19 protein-coding genes and 2 pseudogenes are annotated in these 24,175 nt (G+C 59.3%); 11 read left to right on the top strand and 10 right to left on the bottom strand.

Annotated elements, in window-relative coordinates:
• Positions 1-20 precede the first annotated feature (20 nt).
• From AB0P14_RS09525 to AB0P14_RS09540, 4 genes are all read right to left on the bottom strand, one after another.
• On the bottom strand, positions 21-290 hold the full coding sequence (locus AB0P14_RS09525; protein ID WP_146073263.1) for a hypothetical protein: 270 nt from the start codon (positions 288-290) through the stop codon (positions 21-23).
• A 96-nt stretch (positions 291-386) separates the two neighbouring features.
• Entirely contained in the window at positions 387-719 is a 333-nt protein-coding gene (locus AB0P14_RS09530; protein WP_104111875.1) for a helix-turn-helix transcriptional regulator, read from the bottom strand.
• On the bottom strand, positions 719-1,837 hold the full coding sequence (locus AB0P14_RS09535) for a site-specific integrase (RefSeq protein WP_104111876.1): 1,119 nt from the start codon (positions 1,835-1,837) through the stop codon (positions 719-721). Before AB0P14_RS09535 ends, AB0P14_RS09530 begins: the two co-directional genes overlap by 1 nt.
• A gap of 570 nt (positions 1,838-2,407) precedes the next feature.
• Positions 2,408-3,400 carry a hypothetical protein gene (locus AB0P14_RS09540; RefSeq protein ID WP_132365259.1) on the bottom strand — a complete coding sequence of 331 codons (993 nt, stop codon included), beginning with the start codon at positions 3,398-3,400 and terminating at the stop codon, positions 2,408-2,410.
• Positions 3,401-3,781: 381 nt separating this feature from the next.
• On the opposite strand from AB0P14_RS09540, the gene AB0P14_RS09545 reads away from it, so the two are divergent.
• Positions 3,782-4,741: a PfkB family carbohydrate kinase gene (locus AB0P14_RS09545; RefSeq protein ID WP_363840951.1), complete on the top strand. Its 960-nt coding sequence runs from the start codon at positions 3,782-3,784 to the stop codon at positions 4,739-4,741.
• On the opposite strand, the pseudogene AB0P14_RS09550 reads toward AB0P14_RS09545, so the two are convergent.
• Positions 4,738-5,463, bottom strand: a pseudogene (locus AB0P14_RS09550) (ROK family protein); the annotation flags it as partial. The gene AB0P14_RS09545 and the pseudogene AB0P14_RS09550 overlap by 4 nt on opposite strands.
• 66 nt (positions 5,464-5,529) lie before the next feature.
• Between AB0P14_RS09550 and AB0P14_RS09555 the strand changes: the two are divergent.
• The 4 genes from AB0P14_RS09555 (at position 5,530) to AB0P14_RS09570 (ending at position 10,986) form a co-directional block, all read left to right on the top strand.
• On the top strand, positions 5,530-8,544 hold the full coding sequence (locus tag AB0P14_RS09555; protein WP_363840954.1) for a Tn3 family transposase: 3,015 nt from the start codon (positions 5,530-5,532) through the stop codon (positions 8,542-8,544).
• A gap of 214 nt (positions 8,545-8,758) precedes the next feature.
• Positions 8,759-9,220 carry a DUF2306 domain-containing protein gene (locus tag AB0P14_RS09560; RefSeq protein WP_363840957.1) on the top strand — a complete coding sequence of 154 codons (462 nt, stop codon included), beginning with the start codon at positions 8,759-8,761 and terminating at the stop codon, positions 9,218-9,220.
• A gap of 357 nt (positions 9,221-9,577) precedes the next feature.
• A complete protein-coding gene (locus tag AB0P14_RS09565) occupies positions 9,578-10,162 on the top strand; it encodes a recombinase family protein (RefSeq protein WP_019481146.1) in 585 nt (194 codons plus the stop codon).
• A 242-nt stretch (positions 10,163-10,404) separates the two neighbouring features.
• The gene (locus AB0P14_RS09570; protein WP_363840962.1) at positions 10,405-10,986 is read left to right on the top strand and encodes a peptidoglycan-binding protein; all 582 of its coding nucleotides are present in this window, start codon (positions 10,405-10,407) and stop codon (positions 10,984-10,986) included.
• 571 nt (positions 10,987-11,557) lie between these two features.
• On the opposite strand, the pseudogene AB0P14_RS09575 reads toward AB0P14_RS09570, so the two are convergent.
• Positions 11,558-12,397: pseudogene (locus AB0P14_RS09575) on the bottom strand (IS3 family transposase); the annotation flags it as partial.
• Between the two features lie 57 nt (positions 12,398-12,454).
• Here AB0P14_RS09575 and AB0P14_RS09580 point away from each other — a divergent pair.
• Together AB0P14_RS09580 and AB0P14_RS09585 are read left to right on the top strand one after the other, a co-directional pair.
• Positions 12,455-15,388: a Tn3 family transposase gene (locus AB0P14_RS09580; protein WP_363840965.1), complete on the top strand. Its 2,934-nt coding sequence runs from the start codon at positions 12,455-12,457 to the stop codon at positions 15,386-15,388.
• A 393-nt stretch (positions 15,389-15,781) separates the two neighbouring features.
• Positions 15,782-16,600, top strand: coding sequence for a S8 family serine peptidase (locus tag AB0P14_RS09585; RefSeq protein ID WP_363840967.1), 819 nt, complete (start codon positions 15,782-15,784; stop codon positions 16,598-16,600).
• Here the strand turns inward: AB0P14_RS09585 and AB0P14_RS09590 are convergent.
• The 3 genes from AB0P14_RS09590 to AB0P14_RS09600 form a co-directional block, all read right to left on the bottom strand.
• Positions 16,594-17,082, bottom strand: a complete 489-nt coding sequence (locus tag AB0P14_RS09590; RefSeq protein ID WP_363840970.1) for a hypothetical protein — start codon at positions 17,080-17,082, stop codon at positions 16,594-16,596. The two genes, AB0P14_RS09585 and AB0P14_RS09590, sit on opposite strands and share 7 nt — an antisense overlap.
• Before the next feature lie 182 nt (positions 17,083-17,264).
• On the bottom strand, positions 17,265-17,816 hold the full coding sequence (locus tag AB0P14_RS09595) for a hypothetical protein (protein ID WP_363840973.1): 552 nt from the start codon (positions 17,814-17,816) through the stop codon (positions 17,265-17,267).
• A gap of 81 nt (positions 17,817-17,897) precedes the next feature.
• Complete coding sequence (locus AB0P14_RS09600) at positions 17,898-18,785, bottom strand: hypothetical protein (protein WP_363840976.1); 888 nt, start codon at positions 18,783-18,785, stop codon at positions 17,898-17,900.
• A gap of 375 nt (positions 18,786-19,160) precedes the next feature.
• Between AB0P14_RS09600 and AB0P14_RS09605 the strand changes: the two genes are divergently transcribed.
• Complete coding sequence (locus AB0P14_RS09605; protein WP_363840978.1) at positions 19,161-19,721, top strand: recombinase family protein; 561 nt, start codon at positions 19,161-19,163, stop codon at positions 19,719-19,721.
• On the opposite strand, the gene AB0P14_RS09610 is transcribed toward AB0P14_RS09605, so the two are convergent.
• Positions 19,718-20,356: an SDR family NAD(P)-dependent oxidoreductase gene (locus AB0P14_RS09610; protein WP_363840981.1), complete on the bottom strand. Its 639-nt coding sequence runs from the start codon at positions 20,354-20,356 to the stop codon at positions 19,718-19,720. The two genes, AB0P14_RS09605 and AB0P14_RS09610, sit on opposite strands and share 4 nt — an antisense overlap.
• A gap of 227 nt (positions 20,357-20,583) precedes the next feature.
• Between AB0P14_RS09610 and AB0P14_RS09615 the strand changes: the two genes are divergently transcribed.
• From AB0P14_RS09615 to AB0P14_RS09625, 3 genes are all read left to right on the top strand, one after another.
• Positions 20,584-21,282 (top strand): TetR/AcrR family transcriptional regulator, encoded by a 699-nt coding sequence (locus tag AB0P14_RS09615; RefSeq protein WP_363840984.1) that lies wholly within the window; start codon positions 20,584-20,586, stop codon positions 21,280-21,282.
• A 222-nt stretch (positions 21,283-21,504) separates the two neighbouring features.
• Complete coding sequence (locus AB0P14_RS09620; RefSeq protein ID WP_363840987.1) at positions 21,505-22,857, top strand: hemolysin family protein; 1,353 nt, start codon at positions 21,505-21,507, stop codon at positions 22,855-22,857.
• Positions 22,850-23,890: a hemolysin family protein gene (locus tag AB0P14_RS09625; protein ID WP_363840990.1), complete on the top strand. Its 1,041-nt coding sequence runs from the start codon at positions 22,850-22,852 to the stop codon at positions 23,888-23,890. The genes AB0P14_RS09620 and AB0P14_RS09625 overlap by 8 nt, the downstream gene beginning before the upstream one ends.
• Positions 23,891-24,175: the final 285 nt, after the last annotated feature.

Raw genomic sequence — 24,175 nt, forward strand, 5'->3', positions numbered from 1 at the left:
AAGCTGATCAAAAAGCGGGATCAGTGGCGGATGGATCCGGCCGGTTCCATCATCGAGCAGTGAGCGCAGACGGTCAGTGAGGGTGCAGCGTTCGCACAACCTTCCACCAAGTAAACGTCCCTCAAAATGACAACGATCGCAGAAGAAATCGCGGCTAATTCCTGCACAATCTCGGCAAACAGGTTGGCCAGTGCTGTCCCGGCCCGGCAATAGACGCTCCGTACCGCAGCCGGTGCAGGAACCGTAGGTGCGGCTGGCCTTATCGAGGCAGTTCCGACAGATTGGCCCATCTGACCAGTTCGCCGCCTTGGCAGCTTGCCGGCCGCAACGAGCGCAGATCCGTATATGCCACCGCTCATACTTTTCACGGCTGTCGTAGGACGGACTCACCGTGCGGGGGTGATCCGGGCACGCTTGGGCCGGATAGTGGCCGCGAGATCCACGACCTCGGCACCACCGGTGGCCGTGCGGCGTGGAGCCACGGCCTCTGCCCGGGTGGCGATCAGCTCGGCAGGGGTCACATCCAGGATGTCGCAGAGCGCGGCAAGAACTGGCAGAGAAAGCCGCTCCGGGACCTGAGTAACCAGCCGCCAGACCTGCACCGAGGACAGCTCAATGCCGCGCTGAAGCAGTAGCGGGGACAGGTCGGTGGCGTTGAAAATCCCCCGGGTGGCCATGACTTCCCGCAGCCTCCATTGGTAACTTACCTGGCGTTTCATCAAAGTTTCCTTTCCAGCTGCAAGGCAGCAGCAAGCGTGGTGTCCAGGGCACGGCGGAGTGTTCTGGTGCGGAAGTCTGAAGAGACACACGTGTAGATCGAGGTCGTGGAAGCGTGTTCGTGTCCTACTTGTTCCTGAACGAACCTCGCATCCCAGCCGTCCTCGATCAGGTGCGTGACGTAGGAGCGCCGAAAGGAATGAAAATCCAGACCCTTATCCAGACCGAGACTGTCCCGATAGGTCCCGAAACGGGTATTCATCTGGGTAAATCCCACACGCGGGGAACGTTCCGAAGGCCACAGCGCCCCGGAACCAGCCGTGGAGAACAAGGGACGGACCTCTTCAGTCCACTGCTGCAAAATCTCCGCCGACCAATTAAAGACCGTCAACACACTGCGGCGCTTGGGCGCAGAGCCCTTCATGGCCTTGCCATGAAGGACATAGAGAACGCCGTAGTCCCCAAACTCCGACCCTTGGGGATTGCGGCCAAAATCCACAACATCCAGCATCCTCGCCTCGTTGCGGCGCAGCCCGAAAGCATAAGCCGTCTTGAAGAGCATCGCATCACGGAAAGCCGGCAACCAACCCTTGCGTCCACGCCCGCGCACCCGCACAACCTGTTCATCGGCATAATCGAAGAACGCCTGCAACTCATCACGCGTGAAGGCACGCTTCACCGGGCCAGATTCGGCCTCCTGAACATGCACGGCCGCGTTCCACTCGTGGATCACCTGTATCGGGTGGGTGCCGAAGCGATCCTGGCAAATGGTCGCCCAGCCATAGCCCGGGTCGGTCACAAACCCGCAAAAGGAACGGATGGTCCCCTGGTAGGTCCGCAATGTGGAGTGGTGCAGATTCCGGACCGACCGCAAATCACCCATCCACTCATCCACCATCAGCGGCGTCCAGGCCCACGGGAAAGCGTCGGCATGTAGGGCGAATGCTCGCACCGCCTTCTCACGACCCTCGATCGTGGAGAATGCCAAGTTGCGGGCCAACTGCTGGTTGCGCCAACCATCCAACATGGCCGTGAAGACCTGTTCCTCCGGCCGCAGCAAGGGCAGATCACCGATCAGATGCAGACTCGGTGCCCCAGGTGCAAAGCTATTCCCGACCATCCAAAAACACCCCCTCCACATCTTGCATTAGATGAATATATCTTTCATCAGATGCAATCTGATTGCAAGGGTGCAGGTCAGGAAGCTTTCTGACCTGCACGGAGACAAGGTAGAGAAAAATATCCAAGTGGAGTCCAGAGACGGATTAGGGCCCTGACCTGCATAAATGGCGACGATCCTCGGACTAATTTAACTAACCTCAATAGAGTATTGGATGAAATAGCGGCCATAATGTGAAAAAGTGAAATATCCGACGTTAGTGCGATATTCCCCTAAGTTCCGGCTAGTTCATCGTGGCCTCATTAGACCAGGTGAGGTCGTGGCGCGTGGTGTCCTACAAGGGAGGTAGCCAATACATTGGCGCGTACACGGGAAGCGTTACATCACAGGCCTCTAGAACCCAGGGCGGCATCAGCGCCTCGGGAAGTGTCTCGTGAACGATCGTTACCGGACGCCCCGCAGGTCTAGAGTCGGATATTTGACGAATTCACAAGCCGCCCATACTAGAAACCTGCCCTTTCTGAAACGTGCGACACAAGGCTATTGTCCCGTGTCACCCGGTTCCCTCTATCACTTGGGCAGGAAGTCGAACGCGCTACCGATTTCGTCCAAGTTCGTCGCGCCTCGCGCCTGGCACACCTCAACTCCATCGTCATCCTCGTCCATTTCACGTTCACCCATCCGTTTGTACGCCTCATCAAGCTCTTCCTTGACGACTTCGTCGTCAGAGAATCTCGCGATCTGGAAGTTGAAGAAGTCCACAGATGAATGGATGAAACTTACAGCGACGACTTCGCCAAGCGTTGGGAGATTCATGATCCGGTAGCTTTGTGCTTCATCATGGTGCGGGCTGTCCGTGACAACATCAAGGATTGTAGAAACCCACCGGACCATCCGGAACAGGCTCAACATCACACCGACCGATGGCTTATACAACTGAATTTCGAGGTCAGGTCTCATGCTCTCGTGGGTAGATTCAAGCTCTAAGTTGATCATTTCCGATTCGATGACATTCGCCAGTGACTCCTTGAGGGCAATTAGCCCGTGCACTTCAGCTGAGACAGAATCCTTTGCTTTTGCCGCAAGTTCACACCACTCTTCATAGGTCTTGACCTCAGCTTTGTCCTTCCAGAGCGAATCCAGGTGCTCGTATCGTCCGCTTCCTTGGGCGAACCGCAGAACTGTCGCTGTGAGCTCTTTTTCAAAGTCACCATCCGGTCGGACGAGGTATTTCGACCTATATTTTGAGGACCCAAAGCCCTCAAGACTCAAATCCGCAACGGCGTCGAGCAGTTTTCCAATCTTGTGTGAATATTTTTGGAGCTCGGGGAACTCTCCCGTAGTTACATATCCGTGGCATGCGATAGCCAGTTTGCACAGGCGCTCTAGTCCGGACGAGTACGAGTACATTCCGACGTGAAGTGCGTAGTTTTGGTCGTCGCTGCCATACATGGCTTCTACAGGGTCGGTAGGGACGGCGGACAGCCTCCGTAGTCCGGTAAGGGTCAGTTCATTGGCGAACTGGGTCTCGACAACAAGATTCTTCCAGGTGGAGGTGATCATCTGACAATTCAATCCTATTCAGGTAAGGGTCTGTGACAGCGGCCATGAAGGGGCAGCTCGTGAATTCGCCAAATATCCGGTTCTAGACCTGCGCGGCATCCGGTTGACCGCCGGGCGTTGCAATACTGATGCCTGCGAAGATTGGACCCAGAGCTTCAAACGGGACAGATCCCCGGTCAACGGCGGCACACTTCTCGCAGAAAACCGCACTAACGTCGGATATTTCACTTTTTCATAAGCCACCCCGTCATATGCGTTTTGCGGTGATTTCGCGGCTGGGATAGCACATGCCAAAGGAGTGTTGCTGCGGCTCGGGTGTAGTGATGGTATCAGCGGCGCAACCTCTCATTAGATGGGAGATTCTTGTGTAGAGTTTGATCCGTGAATATTGAAGCCGGCCGGATTCCGGCCGTTCTGACCACCGCCAATGATGCGGCCCAGGGTCAGGTTGTTATGAATGAAGGGCTGGATACGGCCATGTCTGCGCCTCCTTCTGTAGCTGTCTGCGGCCCCGCATCGTGGAATCAACTCATCCTCCTCGACCACCTTCCGGAACCTGTCCCCCACATGCAGTTTGCCCGCCGCTCGTGGCACACCATCGGAGGGACCTCCGCTGGCAAGGCCCTGCATCTGGCCGGCCTGGGCATCAAAGTGCGGATGTGTTCGCCGCTTGGAACTGATGCCGAGGGGCAGCGGATCCGCAGCGCCCTTACGGCAGCCGGGGTGCACGTCGAGCCCTTGGCGTCCGAGCAGACCGAACGCCACGTCAATTTGATGTCCGACGGCGGCAAACGGGTGTCGCTGTACGTTGCGGTTCCGTCGACGCCCACCGAGCGCGAACTCAGCATCGCGGCTGAGGCGGTGGCCGCCGCCGACGTCGCCGTCGTTGACCTCAGCGAACTTGGTGCGCTCCTGTTGCAGCGCTTGGACGCGCAGGAGACGCCCATTTGGGCGGACCTTCACGACTATGACGGATCGTCAGAATTCCACGAACCGTTCCTTCGCGCTGCCACAACGGTGTTCATGAGTGACGACAATGCAGAAGACCCGTGGGACCTTATGCGTTCCTGCCTGGAACGCGGCCCCCGCTTGGCCGTTTGCACCCGCGGAGCAGAGGGTGCAATTGCACTGGAGGCATCCGGGGCGCGGCACGAGGTCAGCGCTCTTCCCGCCGAGGTTGTTGATACCAATGGTGCTGGTGATGCCTTCATGACCGGTTTCCTGGCCGCGACACTCCGCGGTGCCACCATTGACGATGCCCTGACGGTAGCCGCGACTCAGGCCCGCACTGCGATTGAAAGTAAGCATCTGCACCCGAAACTGTCCGAGCTACTGACCTAACTGTGGCGTAGCTCGATATCCAGGGTCTCCTTCTCGACAAAGTCCAGCGCGCTTCTGACCGCACCCATGGTCACCACCGAATCACCCAGGGGTGAAACGGCCAGCCGTGGAGGGGTCGCGGTGAATTGGGGCAGTTGCTCAGCAATTGGGTCCATCAGTGCGCCTGCAGACTTGGCAACTGCACCACCTATCACCACAAGCTCCGGGTTGTGGATGGTAGCGACGGCCCCGATGACCCGTGCCATGCGATCGGCAAGCCGATCCAGAATCCGCCGTGCCACAGCGTCACCTTGGCGAGCGGCGGCGAAGACGTGTTCAGCTCCAATTGCTTCGGCAGGATATTCGCGGAGCAGCGTGTCATCACGTCCAGCGAGGGCCTCCGCAGCCCAGGTGCGTGCCATCAGGGCAATGCCAAAGGTGTCCCCTACCCCCTCGACTTGTTTGAGGAATGCCAGCTCGCCGGCGCCTCCGCCACAACCATGCAGAAGCCTGCCGTCGTCGATCACTCCGGAACCAAATCGCTCACTGGCGAGGATAACCACGACGTCGTCCACCCCCACCGCTGAACCGCGCCAACGCTCGCCCAGGGCCGCCAGGTTTCCGTCGTTGGCGAGCAACACTGTCCATCCGTGAAGATCCTTCAGTGCCGATTTCAAGCCAACGTCCAGAAGAGCCCAGAAGGGTTGAGTCACCAATACATCGCCGTTACGGCCCACCGGAGCCGGGGTCTGAGGAAGAGCGGTACGGAAATTCACGCTAAGGTGTCAGCGGCCTGTTGAATGGGTGGCATGGCGGTCGATTTTCTAAGTGATGAGCAGGTTGCAGGGTTCGGCGGATTCCCCGACGAGGTACCAGCGGAGGACCTGGAACGCTTCTGTTGGTTGGACGACGCCGACCTGTCGGTGGTTGGTCGCCGCCGGGGAATGCACAACCGCCTGGGATTTGCTGTTCAACTGATCACGGTGCGGGTAGCCGGACGTTTTTTGACGGATCCATTGGCTGTTCCGTGGCCGGTGGTGGAATCCCTGGCCGGACAGCTGGGCATTGCCGATGCTTCCGTGCTCAAGCTGTATGCGCAGCGGGGACAGACCGGGTATGAGCACGCCGCGGAAATCTCCACCGCGTACGGGTATACGGATTTCTCCGATCCGGCCAGGTACGAAGAGCTGAGGCTGTTCCTGGAGGCCCGGGCCTGGACTTCGTCGGAGGGCCCGGTGCGTATGTTTGAACGGGCAGTGCTCTGGCTGCGTGAGCGCAAGGTCCTGCTCCCCGGCCTCTCCACGCTGACACGACTGGTTTTAGAGGTCCGTGCAGGATCAAATGACCGTCTCTATTCCTTGCTGATTGACGCTGCCGGCCCCGCGTTGATTCTGGAACTGGAAAGCCTGCTCCGCGTTGAGGAGGGATCAAGGCTGACTGCGTGGGAGCGGCTGCGAACCGGACCGGCGAGGGTATCGGTGCCGGAGTTGTTGCGGCAGTTGGAGCGGCTGGTTCTCTTGCGGGCATTGGGTGCCGGGTCCATCGATGTGGAGATGGTCCCCGAGGGCCGGATGAATGCCCTGGCCCGCTACGGGTTGGCGGGCAAGGCCTCATCGCTTCGAGGACTATCGGGACAGCGCCGGGGTGCGACACTGCTTTGTGCCGTGCGCGCATTGACGTCGGAGGTTGCCGATGATTTGTGTGATGCTCTGGATGCCATTGTTACCGAACGCGTTCTGCGCAAGGCAACCAGGGAATCCAGTGCGGCTCGGTTGAAGTCCCTGCCCCGTTTGTCCAAGGCCTCACTGCAATTGGCGAAGGCCGCGAAAACGCTGGTCGAGGTGTTGGACAATACGGAGTATTCCGGCGCAGAGGCCGCCTCGGTGCTGGCCGATCAGGTTTCCTTGTCCGAGCTACGCGCCGCGCTGGAGGTGGTGAACGAAGTGGTGAATCCCGACGGTGCCGAGGCTGACACCGCGGCCGAGATGCTGCGCCGGTTCGCCACCGTGCGCTCGTTCCTGCCGGCGTTGGCCACCGCGGCACCCTTCGGGGCCACCGTGGGCGGGACGCCAACGTTGGCGGCACTGACAGCGCTTCCGGAGGTTCTGGACGGCCTCAAGAAAGACCCGGCCGAGGTTGATCTGTCCGTGCTCTCGCCGGCTTGGCAGCGTCTTGTCACGGTTGCGGAGGAGATCGATCGCAAGGCCTACACGGTGGCGGTGACGGTGGCCGTCCACAAGGCGCTGCGGCGCCGGGACATTTTCGTGGTGGGCGGGCGTCGCTGGGGAGACCCTCGGGCGCGGTTGCTGACCGACCCGGTGTGGAAGGCCACCAAAAACGAGACCTTGAGGGCGCTCCAGCTGCCGGAAGACCCAACGGACCACCTTGCCGGTGTTCGTCACCGCCTGGACATCAGCTATCGTTCGGCGGCGGAACAAATCGAAGACAATCCTGCGGTACGCATTGATGATGCTGGCAAGGTCCACCTCTCACCCCTGGAGGCCAAGACGATACCGGAGTCCCTGACCCAGTTGCGGGGGCTGGTCTCCGGGATGCTGCCGCGGGTGGACCTGCCCGATGTGCTGCTGGAAGTGCATTCCTGGACGGGGTTCCTCTCGGAATTCAGCCACGTCTCGGAGGCCTCCGCGAGGATGGGCCAGCTCAGCGTCTCGGTCGCCGCCATCCTGGTGGCCGAGGCATGCAACGTCGGGCTAACACCGGTGGTCAAGGACGGCCACCCAGCACTGACTCGGGGACGCCTGAGCCACGTCGATCAAAACTATGTGCGCGCCGATACGCTTCGCGCGGCTAACGCCCGGCTGATCCAGGCCCAGTCCGGTCTGGGACTCGCGCAACGCTGGGGTAACGGGTTACTGGCGTCCGTCGACGGAATGCGGTTCGTGGTTCCGGTGGCCACCGTCAATGCCGGGGCGAATCCGCGCTACTTCGGTCAAGGCCGAGGCCTGACCTGGCTGAACTATCTCAACGACCAGGTCTCCGGCCTGGGTGCCGTTGTGGTTCCGGGGACGGTCCGCGATTCCTTGCACATTCTCGATGGGCTGCTCGACCTTGACGGCGGCCAACGCCCCGAGATGGTCGCCACCGACACAGCCTCCTACTCGGATCAGGTTTTCGGGCTCTTCACCCTGCTCGGATACCGGTTCTCACCCCGCCTTGCAGGGTTGCCGGACCAGCGGTTCTGGCGCATCGACACCACAGCGGACTACGGGAAGCTGAACGCGGTGGCCGGCCGCAACCGCATCAACATGGAGCTCATCACGGCCAACTGGCCGGACATGCTCCGCCTTGCCGGATCCCTGACCGCCGGGACCGTGCGCGCCTCGGAAATCCTGCGGGTCACCCAGGGCGGTGGGACACCAACCCTGCTCGGAAAGGCGTTGGCGGAGTACGGAAGAATAGCCAAGACCGAGCATCTGCTGGATTTCATCGATGCTGATGAGGGCTACCGCCGGCAAATCCATACGCAGCTAACGCTGCAGGAATCCCGGCACGCCCTGGCCAGGCTCATCTTCCATGGCAGGAGGGGGCAGATACGCCAGTCCTACCGGGAAGGCCAGGAAGACCAACTCGGCGCACTCGGTCTGGTGCTGAACGCGGTCATCTTGTGGAACACCCGCTATCTGGACGCCGCGCTCACCGAACTCCGCGACCGCGGCGTCCCCGTCGCCGACGAGGACGTACAACGACTGTCGCCGCTGGTCTCGGAACACATCAACATGCTGGGCCGATACTCTTTCGCCACGGACTCCACCGGCACGCAACTTCGACCCTTCAGGAACCCCGACAAGGACCTGGAGACCTAAACGAGGCGACATTGCCCTGAACATATCTCGGCCGTAGGGGGAACCTTGAGTGGGACAACGGAGGGAAGTTAAGACTTGGGCATACCCGTTTGTGACTGTCAGGAACTCAGAATAGATCTATTCACGCTTGCCCATCGTGTAGCGTAACCAATCGGCGCATCTGCGCCATCGATTGGGGGAAATTTTGGGTTCACCGTGGGCACCACTCATTGCTGTGCACGCCATCGCAGCAACTTATTCACTTGTCTTTGGTCTGTTCCAGCTGGTGCGTCGCCGCAAAGGCGGCCCCCTCCACCGCTTTGTTGGACGTACATGGATTATCTGTATGTACATTGTTGTTCTCACTTCATTTGGCATCTACACAATCGATGGCGGATTTACCTGGCTGCATGGCCTCTCCATCTTTACGTTCTGCACGGTCACTATTGGTCTCCGGGCGGTGGTCAAAGGGAAGATCCAAGCACACAAGTCATTTATGACAGGCAGCTACTTTGGTATTGTCGGCGCCTTTATAGGTGTGATCGTCGTGCCGGAACGTCGCATTCCTCAGATGGCTATGCACAATGCACCGGGACTGACCCTATGGATACTGGTACTTCTAGCTTCGGCTGCGTTCACGGTATACGGTGCCTCCCAGCTGACAGAAAATCGAAAGCTAGCAGACGCACACTCATGACCTGACGGCATGTAGCCTTCCTTGCCCGAATATTCCAAGTAGCGGGGTCGTACCTGCTGTTGGTTCCCACTATTCAGGATGCCGAACCTGGCTTGATGGGAGGACCGCAGGTACTTCGCGAGAATTGCAGCGACGTCAATTTGGTCACTGCGATGAGGATCTACCCGGGTAGAGCGGGCTAGAAGGTCTTTCGGAACTGATCAGCAATACCGTCCCGCAAGCCGGTCGGCCAGCGGAGCGTGTGCAGACGACTTCGGACTTTTTTCAAAACCGCGTGTTTCCGCACATGTCAGATTCCCGTATACCGTGCCCGCAATTAAGCCCGGTGATGGGGGGCTAAACGGTACACTCAAAGCCATGACCGGACTCCTGATCGGATACGCGCGCGTATCCACCAATGACCAAGACCTCACGGCGCAGAAGAACGCCTTGCTTGCCCTCGGAGTGTCACCGGAAAAGACTTTCACCGACCAAGGCCTCACCGGCGCGAACAGGGCACGGCCCGGACTGGGGCAAGCGTTGGCGGCCTGCCGGGGCGGGGACACCCTGGTCGTGACCAAGCTTGACCGCCTGGCCCGGTCCCTGCGCGATGCAAAGGACATCGTTGACGAACTCACCCGTCGCGAGGTCAAGCTCAGCATCGGCGGCTCCGTCCATGACCCCACCGATCCCGTGGGCAAACTCCTCTTCAATGTCCTGGCCATGGTTGCCGAATTCGAGGCAGACCTGATTCGGGCCCGCACTCGTGAGGGGATGGCCGTCGCCAAGGCAAAGGGCCGGCTACGCGGAAAACAACCCAAACTCTCCAAAGCCCAGGAAGCACACCTGGTTTCCGTTCACCGGGCGGGAACGCACACGACTGTTGAAATTGCCGAACTTTTCGGCGTAGCCCGGTCCACCGTCTACCGTGCCATCAAACGCGCTGGCGAGCCCGCCGCTTAGATCCATAGAATTTCACCGCCCGAGCCGGAGCGCCCTTAGCGTGAATTTCCGGGCGATTCTTCCCCGGACCCCTATCCTTACTCGCGGATTCGGGTCTGAGGCAACGTATGGGCCTACGCGGAGGTTTCTTTGTGAGGCAACGCGCATTCTTGCCCAGTCGCCACGCGTGCGTTAGGTTGGGTGTAATACCGCACTTGCACGCCCCGTGCCACCGCGGCTGCAACCGAGGAAGGGCCTCCGCTTTGACTGAACCCACTGTTAAGCCCATGTCCAAACTACTTTCGCGACGAGTGGCGCTGTCCGCGGGCAGCGCGACCGCGCTGGCAGGTGTGGCGGCGTTGCTCGGCGCGCCAACAGCCAGCGCGGAGTCGGCTAGCTACTTCCCCAAGCTGAAGTACGCCATGATACATAGCAAGGTAACTCTGTTGCAAGAATATCTACACGTCATCGGCCTGCCCAGAGGCGCCGATCTTCGGAACGGGAACCGCTTTACGATTTCCATGCGGGCGTCGGTCATGAAATACCAGCGTCGGTACGGCTTGACCGACGACGGCGTCGTCGGCCCAAAAACTTGGGCGTCAATGATAGTTGTAGCCCCGAGCAGCCGATTCGGATACCCCACTTTGCGTCGCGGGTCACGAACCAATCCGGTGATCAGCGTGCAGCGCGCGCTCGTTGCCCGCCAGCGTCGGTACCTCGATTGCGATATGGTCTTCGGCGGCACCACCGAGTCGCGTGTCAAGGAGTACCAGCGCAGCTGTGGGCTCGTAGCTGATGGCGTTGTCGGAAGCCGGACCTGGGCCGCTCTGCGCACCGGTCGCTGATCCCCTGCTTCGTCCACTCACGGTGGCCCTAGGAAAGAGGACGCTCTGACCCAGGGTCACCGGGACCGCCATACAATTCACCAGCTTGGTATCCCGCGAAACGATCCTTGCCGCCGGGCGATGTCCAAATCCGCATCATAAGGAGTACCCGCTCGAACTTCGGAAGATCCAGGCCGCTGCGTCGCAGCGGCGCCCAAGCCGGCATTGCCCTCGGCCGAGCGAATCGTGAGCGTGCCGAACATTCCATAGTCGAGGTCACGCGGGTTTGGGCCAAAGTAAGGTAGATCGATGGGGATCTGCTGGCGACGGTGCGGGCCATTGTGATTGCAGAGTTTGAAGGTGATGGAGTTTCGGAAGAGCGTGAGCCAGCGCTTGCTGTCAGACCCGAATCCGCGAGTAGTGGATTTCAGGGGCTGACCTTCTGGCGATGCGCGGGAATTGGGCAATTCTCGGTTTTTGGGCACGCCGACGACCCCGGGTCACGTGCCGGTTCTGTGAAGAGTCCACTTTCCCTGGGGATCTACTTTCTCGTGTGTGGGGTTCCCCGCAAGTTGTGGACACGTGTTCTGCATCATGCGGCTTGCGTGAGTGCTTCTTCCGTCATTGCGTCCGACGCTGTTTGAGTGCGTAACTGCTGTTCATACTCCGCCGGCGGCACCATCCCCAGCTTCGAGTGAAGACGTTGACGGTTGTAGAAATCTTCAATCCACCACCCGACGGCGGTCTTCGCCTCGGCCCGGGTCAGCCAGGCTTTCCGGTCATAAAATTCTGTCTTCAGGGTGGACCAGAATGACTCCTGCATTGCGTTATCCCAGCACACTCCCGTGCGTCCGACAGATTGCAGGATCCCTAATTCTTTTGAGGCTTCCCATAGCTGTGTCGAGGTGAACTGCGCGCCGCGGTCCGCGTGAAATACGACGTCTGCAGGCAGCTCGCCACGGAGCGTGTGGGCCATGCGCAACGCCCGCTCAACCAGGTCGGTGTTCTGCACCGAATCCATCGCCCAGCCCAACACACGCCGAGAGCAGCCGTCCCGGACAGCACACAAGTACAACCAGCCTTCCCGAGTCTTCAGGTAGGTGATATCGGAAATCCACACAGCATCCAACCGTCCCCGGTCCCATCTGCGGCTGACCAGGTCCGGCAGGTGATGGGTGTTGGTGCCCGGGATCGTGGTGACCGGCCGGAACATCCTTGGACTGATCCCTTCAATGCCCTGCCGACGCATGGAGTCAGCGACCGTCTTCGGGTTCGCGGGCGTCCCTTGGCGGGCCAGCTGTGCCGCTACTCGCGGCGCCCCATAGGTCTGTTGAGACTCGTCAAAGACCGTAGCGACCCGCTTGTCGCGTTCCCGCCGGGCCACCGCCCGTGGGCTGGGCCCGTCCACGAGACGCCGGTGCCAGTTGTAGTAGGCCCGGTACTCCTAAAGGTGTCGCCAGGGGCAATCTAGATGTGATTAGGTTCTGGTATGGGCCTGAAACTGACGAGTGATCTTCTTGATTCGTGGACTTTAGTCGATGAGGACGTGGCATTGATGGCTAAGAAGTCAGGAGTTACTCGGGCAGGGTTTGCTGTCCTTTTGAAGTTCTTTCAGCAACATGCCAGGTTTCCAGGCGGTCCTTCGGAGCTTCCGCTGGGAGCGTTGGACTACATCGCGGCGCAGATTTCTGTGCCGAATAGTGAGTTGGGTCCTTATTGGGGTGGGCGCTCCATCAAATACCATCGCGCCGAGATCAGGTCTCATTTTGGGTTTCGGGAGTTCACCTCGGCTGATGAGGCCCGGTTGGCGGGGTGGCTGGCGGAGCGGGTATGCCCGTCGGAAGTTCGGGAGGCTGCTCTTGTTGAGGCTTTGCTGTCTCGGTGTCGTCAGGAGAAGATTGAGCCGCCTGGGCGTGCTGGCAGGATTGTTGGTGCCGGTCGGGCGTTGTTTGAACAGCGCCTATGTGCTGATGTCGTCAGCAACCTGGGGTCTGCGGGTGCGGCGGGATTGGAAGCCCTCATCGCTGACGGAGCAGCAGGTTCCTTGTTGGCGATGTTGAAGGCTGATCCTGGCCCGGCTGGGTTGGAATCGCTACTCTCGGAGGTGGAGAAGCTTTCAGCTTCACAGGGTCTGGATCTTCCTTCTGATTTGTTTGCCAGTGTGTCTGAGAAAGTCGTTTCTTCGTGGCGGGTGCGGGCGGCGCGGATGTATCCATCGGATTTCTGGGACACACCCCAACCGGTGAGGCTGACGTTGTTGGCGGCGTTGTGTCAGCAACGCACGGCTGAGATCACGGACAGCCTAGTAGATCTATTACTGGTCCTGGTGTTGAAGATCAATACCAGTGCGGTCAGAAAGGTTGAGAAGGAACTGACTGAGGACCTGCAAAGGGTTCGTGGGAAGACGGCGTTGCTGTTCAAACTGGCAGAAACAGCGGTCGCATGCCCCGATGAGACGGTCCGGAACGCCGTGTTCCCGGTGGTGAGCGAGAAAACACTGCGGCAGCTAGTCAAGGAGGCAAAAGCTAACGAAACAGTGTTCCAAGGCAAAGTTCGGACAGTGCTGCGAGGTTCATATTCGAATCATTACCGCCGCATGCTGCCGGCCTTGCTGTCCGTGCTGCGGTTCCGCTGTCACAACACGGCATTCCGCCCCATCATGGACGCCATCGAGTTGCTGAAACGGTACGCGGATACCGGCAGTAAAAACCAGTTCTTCGCCGCCACGGAGGTAGTTCCGGTCGCCGGGGTGGTGCCCAAGTCCGGGGAGGGTGCTCTCCGGGATGAGAAGGGCAGGATTGAGCGGATCCCGTATGAGCTCTGCCTGCTCGTGTCTTTACGGGATGCTTTGCGCCGCCGGGAGGTCTTTGTCGATGGGGCAGGAAAGTGGCGTGACCCCGAAGATGACCTGCCCCAGGACTTCGACGCTTCACGTGAGCTTCACTATGAGGCCCTGCGCAAGCCATTGGACCCGGCCGCGTTCATTTCCGATCTGAAGTTGAGAATGGCCAGGTCACTGGAGCAGCTGGACAACGGGCTCCTGGGTGATACCACCGGTGGGGTTACGATTACCAAACGCCGCGGGGCGCCTTGGATCAAGGTACCCAAGCTGGAGAAGCTCGACGAGCCGGCCAACCTGGGCAAACTCAAGGCCGAGGTCCTGGCGCGGTGGGGAACCCTGGACTTGCTTGAGGTTCTCAAGGAGGCGGACTTCCTGACTGGGTTCACCGAGGAATTCGTCTCTGTCGCCTCCCGCGAGGTCCTTGACCGGGAAACCCTTCAGCGAAGGTTGTTGCTCTGTCTTTTTGGGTTGGGGACGAACATGGGCATCAAGGCAGTTACTGATGCCGGGGGTCATGGGGAGAGCGAGCGGGAGCTGCGCCATGTCCGCCGGACCTTCATCACGAAGGACAACCTGCGCCGGGCCATCGTGAAAGTCGTCAACGCGACGTTCGAGGCCAGGACCCCGGCCTGGTGGGGTGAAGGGAACGCGTGCGCATCGGATTCGAAGAAGTTCGGGTCCTGGGAATCGAATCTGATGACAGAATGGCACAACCGCTACGGCGGACCCGGCGTGATGATCTACTGGCATGTGGAGAAGAAGTCGACCTGCATCTATAGCCAGTTGAAGAACTGCTCCTCGTCCGAGGTTGCAGCGATGATCGAAGGCGTCCTGCGCCACGACACCGAAGCGGAGATTGAAGCGAACTACGTTGACACCCACGGCGCCTCGATCGTGGGCTTCGCGTTCACCGAGCTCCTGGGCTTCAAGCTGCTGCCACGGTTGAAGAACATCGGCTCCATCCGCCTCTACCGTGCCAGCAATGAAGAAAGTTACGGGGAGATCAATGCGGTGCTGTCCCGTCCGGTCAATTGGGAGATCATCGCCCAGCAATATGACCAGATGGTCAAATACGCCACCGCCCTCAAGCTCGGCACCGCCGAGTCGGAAACGATCCTGCGCCGCTTCACCAGGGGAGGTCCGAAACACCCCACCTACCAGGGGCTGGAGGAACTTGGCAGGGCCGTGCGGACGATCTTCGCCGCCGACTACCTCGCCAACGAAGACCTCCGCAGGGAGATCAATTCCGGGCTGCAGGTGGTGGAGAACTGGAACAGTGGCAACGACGTCGTCTTCTACGGCAAAAACCGTGACCTCACCGGTCCTGACCGTGAAACGACCGAAGTGTCCATGCTCGCCCTGCACCTGCTCCAGTCCTCGCTGGTCCTGGTCAATACCTTGATGCTGCAAACCGTACTCGAAGTCCCAGAGTTCAACGAACTGCTCGAGCCCGAAGACCGCAGGGGGCTCACCCCGCTGCTCTGGACACACATCAACCCCTACGGACGCTTCACCCTCGACATGACCACCCACCTGGACCTGGGCCAGGTGAGGGCGAAACCGGCGGAAAGAGTGCTTTGATGGTGTTCCGCATGAATGGATATTTTTCTAACAAACCGCTCAGAAAACCTCAGCTAGGCCGTGCCCGGCGTGTCTGGGATAGGGGCCATGTATTCAGCCCCTTCGTCATGTCGGTATCCAACCGGGTAGGACGAAACGATCACCCTGTTAGCAAAGCACCCACCGACTTCCTCAGCAAATGATTGCGCTGAGTCTTGCGCGGCGAGCACACCAAGAACAGTGTTGTGATCGGATTCAAGGTGCTGAACGATCCTCACTTCAACACCGAGCTATTCCCTACGACGATGGTCATGGACAAGATGCCGAACAAATCAGAGGAATACAGGCCACTTGCATAGCGGCCACTGCCAGTTTTAAGCCCCGTTTAAGCCCCGGTCGGTGATACTAGTAGACATGGCCAAATTTTCATCTTCTCGTACTGCTGCGTTGAGAACCGCGTCGAATGCCACTCTCAACTGTTCCAGGAAGTTTCGACGTTCGAGAAGTGCTGCGTGGCTCGCATTTATGCTCGTCATGGTTTCACTTTCGCCTGCGTGCGCCATGCAACCTATCGAACGGGATGTGTTGGTTGCCTTGATCGACACCGGCATTCAGACGAGTCTCGCAGAGTTTTCTGAATATGGGATCGAACAAGCGCAGAACGGCCCTTCCAGCGATCACGGGACCATGGTATTGTCCGTGCTGCTCGGCGTGAACGGAGGGGCGGATTCACTTCCCCCAGACCGAGTACGTATTCTCAGCCTCGATGTGGGGGAAGGAGCTGTCGCCACTGATCTTGCTGAAGCGATCGATACTGCTGTCGCAGCGCGGGCAGATCTGATCTCGATAAGCATGGGAGTACGCCGACCGAGCAGTCAGCTGGAAGCAGCTGTCCAACGGGCCCATGACGCTGGGATTCTCGTCGTGGCCTCAGCGGGGAATGTTAGATTCTTGAGCCCGGACTACCCAGCTCGATTCACGAGTGCAATGTCTGTATCGGCGATCGATTCCAACGGAAATTACGCGACCGCTGCCGCTCGCACAGGTATCGATGCCGTGGCCCACGGTGTCGATATTCCGGTTTTGCTGCCTGACGGCAGTAGAAGACATGAATCGGGAACCTCTTTGGCAACGGCGGCGGTGAGCCGCAACATCGTAGTGGAACTCTTATCGGGTGAAATCAACCGTGCGGCCGAGCATATTCCGCAGAGCCCGCCCTTGAACGATCAGTAGGCGACAGAGTCAACAACGAAGAAGACGCGTTTTCCCTCACCACGGGAGAACCCCAACCTCGCGTAGCTGTTGGCCAGCTCCTCGGTCCGCGCCACCGCGACAACGACAGTTCCGGGGGGAAGGGCGCGAATCGCAGATCGCACCTCAAAGACGACTGAACTGCCCGAGCCGGGTAGCTGTGCAAGTGCAGAGAGAACCATCCGCGGTCCGGAGGGTGTCTCAGTGCCGATGGGCGATGTTGGTGCACCCGCTCGAAGCAGAACGCTGAGGGAGCTCAATAGAATGATCATCAGCCCTACGAGCGTCAAGCTTGTTACAGCCATTGCTATCAACGCAATCGGAAGCACCGGCCAAATCTGCAGGCAGACTGTGACGGCAACAGCAGGAACGAGCAGTACCGCGAACAGTGCGAACAAGCGAGCCCAGGTCCGCCCTGGTCGATGCGGAGCAAGCATGAAAACCCCTGCGCGGTTCGATGACACATGCACACTCTCAACCCCTTGAGCCGCGAACGCCAGCAATACCGAGGGGAAAACCACACTTGCCCCAGCCCCGCTTCCTGAGAACGCTGTGGCAGCCAGCCAAGCCCCCACCCGTAGCCGACCCAAACCGGCCGGGCTCCTAATCTCGCTGAGAGTGGGGCGATCAGCGACGCCGTACCTTGTCACTGGAGCGGAACCGCCTCGAAGCGTTCGCGCCCAACATGCGCAAACGCTCGCCCAAACAGTTCGGACTCCGCGGAGGGCGCACCTGGATCGCGCGGCACGACGCCCGAAGCTGCCCACAACGTCTCACGCAACCACTGACCGGCGCCATACACCCGAAAGTTCCCCAGCAACTCTTCCGACTCTCGATCGCGTTCAAGAACCACCATCAGCCTTGCGAGCGTCTCGACCTCACGGGCCAAGAGTGTCCATTCTGCACGGTCCCCACCGTATTCCAGCGGGTCGAACTTCTCATCCGGGGAAGCGGTGAAATTCTCTATCTCTTCCGGCGTAGCTCGTCGTCGGAGAAGCGATGGCTCTGCCAAAGTGTAGGCGCCAACAACGAGACTCGGATCGACAAACTCATCAATAAGATCGTCCCGATGCGTGTCGAAATCGAACGGCACGGCACCGAGTGAGTAAAGAAGTGAAATCGCATCCGTACAGGTCACCGCAGGCTGGACGCCGAAGTGCTCTCGAGCCTCGCTCAGGAGCATGTCGTAAATGGCCATCAAATTCTCCTATCGTTTCTATTCAAGTGTGCGGGCAGAAGATTACCGCTTCCGCCCGCACACCTGCTACGAATGGGCTATCTACGATGGGAGGCCGTAGAAACTGTGCATGTTCGGCCTGTGAGCAGCCGGGTGGAAGTGCCACAGGTAGCCGGCACCATGCTTCTCAGCACCGATCGGTGTGCCTGATGGGTTCAGTGTCTTGGCCAGGGACTTCGCACTGTCACGTGAGAGTGCCCAGACGTCCTGCCCTGCGCGGCCACGCGTCTGGGCTTGTGCAGAGCTCAGACCATTTGGACTGATGAAGACCTTACTGCCGGAGCGGACAGCAGGGTAGTAGCTGCGCTTCTGGCTGCTGGGGCGCCGGTTATTCTCAGCGATGATACGCGATACTGCCTTCACAGCTTCGAGTGCGAGAACCCCGGCAACCACGATGGCTGCACCGATAGCCAGGTAGTAAAGGGCAGTCGAGAGCGAAATCGCCGCGAACGCGATCGGAATGACAAACGCGATCGATGTACTGGCAGCCTCCGAATCGTACTTGTATTCTTCGCCGGTCTCGGGGCTAGTCAACACAAAGACTGAACGACCGACCTGAGATTCCAGGATTTCGATCTTGTAGTTCTCAGTCGCTGTCACACCGTCGACAGTATCGGTGAAGGTCACGTTTCCGTGAGCCTGACCCGGTTCGAGGGCAAGATCGAAGGCGAAATTACTCTCGGGGTCTGTCGTCTCGGCTGCAATCTCGATGCCGCTGGCATCGACAACTACATGCTCGACATCCAGTCCCTCCTCAGCAAGGCCCTGTTCTACGATCTCGCTAGGTTCAAGTCCCTTGTACTCGGCCTGGACAATTGCAGTGGCAGATTCGTCTGGGTTTACATCGACCGCCATCGCTGGTGGTGCTACGAGCAGACTCATGGTGAGAGCGAGCGCGGAAACGCTCGTCAGTATGTACTTCTTAATCATCTATCCCACGGTTTGGTTCTTGTGAGCGGCATTGTGCCGTGCTTTGTATCACAGTGCAATTCGAACTCTATGTTAGGGCTGGTGACACCCACAACCTGTGACTCACCAGTTTTGGTAAAAAACCAACCTGCCGCTGCCAATAGTTTGAGCACTGTTCAGAAGCCTGGGGATGACTGACCAGTGGGGTCTTGGTAGTAGTGTCGTGAAATTGCCTGCTAAGTATGCGGAGTCTGGTTGGGGTACACCCCAACCAGACGTAAACCCTGCGTAAACCGCCCCCAATGAACACGTGTCAACTTGAGGTCATCAATCGCTTATTTTGACACTTAGGTGGCAGGCTCTTAGAGTTGCCCTGACACTATTGAGCGGGGAATAATGACTGGCCAGACTTTCGGTTACATTCGGGTCAGTACGCTGGACCAAAGCACGATCCGGCAACTCGACGGCGAGCATCTCGACCGGGTCTTCACCGATCAGGCGTCTGGGAAAGACCTGAACCGTCCCCAGCTGGAAGCGTTGATTGATTTTTCCCGGGACGGCGACACCGTTCTGGTGCATTCCATGGATCGCCTGGCCCGGAACCTCGATGACCTCCGGGCCATCGTCCGGCGGCTAACCGCGAAGAAAGTTCAGGTTCGGTTCGTGAAGGAGAATCTGACCTTCACCGGAGACGACACTGCGATGGCTACCTTCTTACTGTCCGTGATGGGGGCATTCGCCGAGTTCGAACGAGCACTCATCCGAGAACGACAACGCGAGGGCATAACCTTGGCCAGGAAGGCTGGGGTCTACAAAGGCAGAGGCAAGGCGCTGAACGCCGAGCAGGCGGGTGCACTCATTCGGCGCGCCGCTGCTGGCGAGGCGAAAGCAGCACTCGCCCGAGAATTCGGCGTCAGCCGCCAAACCGTCTACCAATACATACGAACTAACCCCTAGATTGCCCCTGGCGACGCCTTCAGGAGTACCGGGCCCATGGGATTGCCGATGAGCCCCGGGTACACGCAGTTCACTCGTACCCCGTAGCCAAGAGCTCCGGATTCGGCTGCGGCGATGCGGGTGATCCGGTCCACCGCGGATTTGCTGCCCGAATAGCCTGACAACGCAGGGAAGGCGATCAGGGCTGAGACCGAGGCGATGTTGACCACGGCACCACCCTTACCCGCGGCGCCGTCGGGCTTCATGGCTTTGAACGCGTTCTTTATGCCCAGCGAGGTGCCCACCACATTCACATCCAGCATCTTGCGTAGCGCAGCCGGGTCAAAGTCGATCAGCAAGCTGGTGACTTCGATGCCGGCATTGTTCACCAAGATATCCAAGCCACCCAGGGCCGAAATGACCTGTGGCATGGCGGTGTTCCAACTGGCCTCATCCGTGACGTCAAGGTGGACGAAGGTGGCCTGCGCACCGTCAGCCCTTAGCTCGGCTGCCTTGGCTTCCCCCGCCACGGCATTCACATCTCCAAGAACGACGGCGGCCCCCGCCTTTGTCAGTGCCGTGGCGATCGCTGCACCCAGGTTTTGTGCACCTCCGGTCACCAGTGCCTTGCGGCCCGTGAGCAAAAAATGGTTCATCTAGAACTCCTCCTTGAGTTTGACGCGCCAATCCCACCCCCATGCCGCTTGCGAGGGGGTAGCCACCGGCCACTCCGCTCACCACAAGACGGACGATGAAGCGCTGTCTAGCCTTTTTTGGACAGTTGTATAAATTCTCCTTTCCACGTGGGCCGGGCACGGCTCATGTCCGGATCGCTGATTAATCCGGGTTCTTCGGGCTATAGTGGCGATAGAACGGAGGCATTATGACCCATCGAAACGTTGCCATCAGAGCTGCCGAATCGAATGCCGGCTCCGATGTCGCCAGCGCCGATGCCCTGAGTTCTGAGAGCCGGCAGTCGGAAAAGTTTGAGGTACGCCGGGCGGAACTGGCGGCCGCCGCATTAGCCACCTTGAACGATTTTGGCTATGCCCGCACCAGTTTGCGGGAGATCGCCCAAAAATCTGGATTTTCTCACGGAGTCTTTCACTACTACTTTCGCGACAAGGTAGAACTCATCACATACTGCGTGCGCGAATACAAGCTCGCCTGTGTTGGGCACTATGCCGAAATAGCATCCAGTGCCACCTCTGCTGAGCAAGTGCGCTTGGCTTTTGCTGCGGCCTTGGCTGCATCGGCTCGCGACGATACCCCCATGCACAGGCTTTGGTATGACCTGCGCAATCAGAGCATGTTTGACGAGGACTTCCACGCAGATGTCACCGAGGTTGATTCCAGCCTTGAGGTCATGATCTGGAGCATCGTCAGTACCTACGCAGCTTTCCACACCACCGAAATAGCCTTGCCACGACGCACTGTCTATGCACTCTTTGATGGCCTGTTCCAGCAGTGCCTGCTGGACATTCATACCGGCAGCACCGATGCGCTCGCTACCCTTCAGCAAGGAGTTTGGCAGCTATTCCCCCGTCTCCTAGTGGGGTTCGGATCCCCTGACATGGCCTAACTGCCGGCTCACGGATATCGGGGACGCGCAGGCAAACGCACCCGCTTCAGAGCACGAACATTCACGGCAAACCTCAAGGTTTCAGCGCCGTTAAAATACGACTACCGGCACTAAGGGCCCGTATAGTTAGTCACACTATGGACGACCCCCCAACACATATGCCCTGGCCCCTCTCCCTATCTGCCGGATTGATTCCGGCACCCACAGGAGAGGGGCGCCTCAATGTATGAATGGATCATGATCGGCATTGGCTTGGTCCTCACCGTGGGTACCGGCTTGTTCGTTGCCTCCGAGTTCGCGCTGGTAAATCTGGACCGCAACGACCTTGAAGCCCGCGCCGCGCGCGGGGAAAAACGTCTGGGCCCCACCATCAAAGCCCTGAAGATCACCTCCACGCACCTCTCCAGCGCCCAACTGGGCATCACCCTCACCACCCTGCTCACCGGCTATACCTTTGAACCAGCTATCAGTTCCCTGCTGCGCGGCCCGTTGCTGGGGGCAGGTGTTCCGGAAGCGATCGTGCCAGGCATCGGCGCAGTGATAGGCATTTTCATTGCCACGGTGTTCTCCATGATCATTGGCGAGCTGGTTCCCAAGAACTTCGCACTCGCCCTTCCGTTGGCCACAGCCAAGGTAGTGATTCCCTTTCAGGCGTTGTTCACCACCGTCTTCAAGCCCGTGATCCTCTTGTTCAACAACACCGCCAACGGGATCATTCGGTCCTTCGGCATCGAGCCGAAGGAAGAGCTCTCCGGCGCACGCAGCGCCGAAGAACTCAGTTCGTTGGTTCGCCGCTCTGCTCTGGAGGGGGTCCTGGACCAGGACCACGCCACGCTGCTGCATCGCACGCTGCGCTTCTCCGAGCTCAGCGCCGCCGATGTGATGACGCCGCGCGTGCGCATGGTCGCCGTGGACGCGGAGCACCACGCCGAGGACATCATTGCTCTGGCCATCCAAACAGGATTCTCCCGTTTCCCGGTGATCGGCCGGGACCGCGACGAGATCTTGGGCGTGTTGCACGTCAAGGCGGCCTTTGCCCTGCCCATGGAACAACGCACGACGCACCTTGCCACTTCTCTGATGCATGCACCATTACGGATCCCCGAATCCATGGGCGTTGAATCACTCTTAGGACTACTGCGCCAGCAGGGCCTGCAGGTCGCCATCGTCTCCGATGAACACGGCGGAACCGCCGGAATCGTCACTCTCGAGGATCTCGTGGAGGAGATCGTCGGGGAATTGGAGGACGAACATGACAAGGTCCGTGTCGGGGTCGTGAAAACCGGACGATCAGTGACCTTTGATGCCTCTCTGCGCCCGGACGAGCTGCTGGACCGCACCGGGATTAAAGTTCCGGACGGCGAGCAATATGACACCCTGGCAGGTTTCGTCACTGACCAACTGGACAGAATCCCCGAACTCGGCGACCAAGTGTCCCTCTCAGAGGGCACCCTGCGCGTTGAACGCGTATTGGGAACCCACATCGAGCGCTTGAAATTCACTCCGTTGGACCCTTCCCGGAGCGAACACGACCAGATCATCGAGAACATGACCCAGGACCTAACCCATGAGTGAATATCTTCCCGGAATCATCTGGCTCGTCGTGCTGCTGGTCATCAACGCCTTCTTTGTCGGCGCGGAATTCGCCGTCATATCCGCCCGCCGTTCGCAGATCGAGCCCAAAGCTGAGGCCGGTTCCAAGGCAGCGAAAACTACCCTCTGGGCCATGGAACATGCGACATTGATGCTGGCCACCAGCCAGCTGGGCATTACCGTGTGTTCCTTGGTGATCTTGAATGTCTCCGAGCCCGCTATCCACCATCTGCTCGAAATCCCGCTTGGCTTAACCTCCCTGAGCGCGGAGACTATCGGCATCATCGCGTTCATCGCGGCGCTACTGCTGGTCACCTTCTTGCACGTGGTGATCGGCGAAATGGTCCCGAAGAACATTTCCTTCTCGGTACCTACACGTGCAGCCCTGATCCTGGCTCCGCCGCTGGTCATGGTGGCCCGCATCGTCAAACCGGTGATCTGGAGCCTGAACGGCATCGCCAACGCCATCCTGCGCCTCTTCCGGGTGGAGCCCAAAGACGGGGCCACGAGTGCCTACACCCTGGATGAGGTGGCAGGCATCGTGGAGCAATCCACCCGTGACGGGATGCTCGACGACGTCAGCGGCACGCTGAGCAAGGCGTTTGAGTTCACCACCAAGAAGGTCTCCGATGTTGAGGTTCCACTCCGTGACATGGTCCTGTTGCCGGAGGGTTCTTCCCCCGCCGACATTCAGTCTGCGGTGGCCAAACACGGGTACTCCCGCTACATCCTTGTGAATGCTGACAGGGAACCTGTTGGTTACCTGCACCTGAAGGACGTCATGGACTTAACCACGGCCCAGAAGCTTTACGAGGCGGTTCCGGCGAAGCGAATTCGAGCATTGGCCTCCACGTTCAGCGGTCATGAGCTCGAAGATGCCTTGGCGGTTATGCGCCGAACCGGTGCCCACGTGGCAAGGGTGTTCGATGCGGAGGGGAACACCACAGGTGTGCTCTTCCTGGAGGACATCATCGAGGAACTGGTCGGCGAGGTGCAGGACGCCACCAGCGCCTAAGTAGCACGGGCGAGACACCGGCGGGGCTGCAACCTTTCAAGGTTGCAGCCCCGCTTTTTTCGCTCGATTCCCCAAGGCTCTTGCCAGGGCCAGTGGCCAGGGTGGATCTCCTGTTCTAGGGAACGGAAATTTCGCGGAGTTGTTGTGATGCCTTTCTCCAGGCGTTCAGTTGATCTTGACCCGGAGGTCTTTCTGGGCTGGTTGCCCAATCTTCTAGGACTTTTCCGCCAGTGGATTCTCCTAGGAACTTGATGTCACGCTTTTTTGGACTCGGTAGCCATTTTG

Source organism: Specibacter sp. NPDC078709, assembly GCF_040686795.1.
Lineage (GTDB): Bacteria > Actinomycetota > Actinomycetes > Actinomycetales > Micrococcaceae > Specibacter.

Coding starts and splice junctions, on each gene's coding strand:
- AB0P14_RS09600 (WP_363840976.1), bottom strand. CDS start 18,785: ATGATTAAGAAGTACATACTGACGAGCGTTTCCGCGCTCGCTCTCACC.
- AB0P14_RS09625 (WP_363840990.1), top strand. CDS start 22,850: ATGAGTGAATATCTTCCCGGAATCATCTGGCTCGTCGTGCTGCTGGTC.
- AB0P14_RS09620 (WP_363840987.1), top strand. CDS start 21,505: ATGTATGAATGGATCATGATCGGCATTGGCTTGGTCCTCACCGTGGGT.
- AB0P14_RS09580 (WP_363840965.1), top strand. CDS start 12,455: ATGGGCCTGAAACTGACGAGTGATCTTCTTGATTCGTGGACTTTAGTC.
- AB0P14_RS09530 (WP_104111875.1), bottom strand. CDS start 719: ATGAAACGCCAGGTAAGTTACCAATGGAGGCTGCGGGAAGTCATGGCC.
- AB0P14_RS09615 (WP_363840984.1), top strand. CDS start 20,584: ATGACCCATCGAAACGTTGCCATCAGAGCTGCCGAATCGAATGCCGGC.
- AB0P14_RS09525 (WP_146073263.1), bottom strand. CDS start 290: ATGGGCCAATCTGTCGGAACTGCCTCGATAAGGCCAGCCGCACCTACG.
- AB0P14_RS09555 (WP_363840954.1), top strand. CDS start 5,530: ATGGCGGTCGATTTTCTAAGTGATGAGCAGGTTGCAGGGTTCGGCGGA.
- AB0P14_RS09585 (WP_363840967.1), top strand. CDS start 15,782: ATGGCCAAATTTTCATCTTCTCGTACTGCTGCGTTGAGAACCGCGTCG.
- AB0P14_RS09605 (WP_363840978.1), top strand. CDS start 19,161: ATGACTGGCCAGACTTTCGGTTACATTCGGGTCAGTACGCTGGACCAA.
- AB0P14_RS09535 (WP_104111876.1), bottom strand. CDS start 1,837: ATGGTCGGGAATAGCTTTGCACCTGGGGCACCGAGTCTGCATCTGATC.
- AB0P14_RS09565 (WP_019481146.1), top strand. CDS start 9,578: ATGACCGGACTCCTGATCGGATACGCGCGCGTATCCACCAATGACCAA.
- AB0P14_RS09610 (WP_363840981.1), bottom strand. CDS start 20,356: ATGAACCATTTTTTGCTCACGGGCCGCAAGGCACTGGTGACCGGAGGT.
- AB0P14_RS09595 (WP_363840973.1), bottom strand. CDS start 17,816: ATGGCCATTTACGACATGCTCCTGAGCGAGGCTCGAGAGCACTTCGGC.
- AB0P14_RS09540 (WP_132365259.1), bottom strand. CDS start 3,400: ATGATCACCTCCACCTGGAAGAATCTTGTTGTCGAGACCCAGTTCGCC.